Raw genomic sequence first — 1,015 nt, forward strand, 5'->3', positions numbered from 1 at the left:
AAGCGGAAGTGTACAACATCACCATCTTTTACGATGTAGTCTTTACCTTCTAGACGCCATTTACCTGCGTCTTTTGCTCCGTTTTCACCGTTGTATTGGATGAAGTCTTCGTAACCAACGACTTCTGCACGGATGAAGCCTTTTTCAAAGTCAGTGTGGATCTTCGCTGCTGCCTTTGGTGCTGTTGCGCCAACAGGAATTGTCCATGCACGAACTTCTTTAACGCCAGCTGTGAAGTACGTCTGTAGACTTAGCAGTTCGTAACCAGCACGAATTACGCGGTTTAGACCAGGTTCTTCGATGCCTAGATCCGCTAGAAACTCTTCGCGTTCGTCGTCTTCTAGTTCAGCCATTTCTGATTCGATCGCTGCACATACAGGAACAACCACGTTGTTTTCTTTTGCTGCGAACTCACGTACTGCGTCTAGGTACGGGTTGTCTTCAAAACCATCTTCATTTACGTTTGCAATGTACATGGTTGGTTTTAGCGTTAGGAAGTTTAGGTAACCTACAGCTGCTAGTTCTTCTTTAGAAAGCTCAACGGTACGCGCTGAACCACCTTCTGTTAGTACAGGAAGCAGCTTTTCTAGAACTGTCAGCTCGAACTTCGCGTCTTTGTCGCCGCCTTTTGCTTTCTTCGCGTTACGCTGAATCGCGCGATCACAAGAATCAAGGTCAGCCATAGCTAGTTCAAGGTTGATTACTTCAATATCTTCGATTGGAGATACTTTACCTGCAACGTGAACGATGTTTTCGTTTTCGAAACAGCGTACAACGTGACCGATAGCGTCTGTTTCACGGATGTTCGCTAGGAATTTGTTACCTAGGCCTTCACCACGAGATGCGCCCGCAACCAAACCAGCGATGTCTACGAATTCCATTGTAGTAGGTAGAACTTTCTGTGGGTTAACGATCTTTGCTAGTGCGTCTAGACGTAGATCTGGCACAGGAACCACACCAGTGTTTGGTTCGATGGTACAGAACGGGAAGTTTGCTGCTTCAATACCCGCTTTAG

General features: G+C 46.4%; 1 protein-coding gene. It reads right to left on the minus strand.

Features of this window, described 5'->3' with window-relative positions:
- Positions 1-1,015: redox-regulated ATPase YchF (ychF, locus tag R7P67_RS26655; RefSeq protein ID WP_318086564.1), on the minus strand; the 1,015-nt coding region annotated here is incomplete at both ends.

The organism is Vibrio sp. Vb0937 (assembly GCF_033338855.1).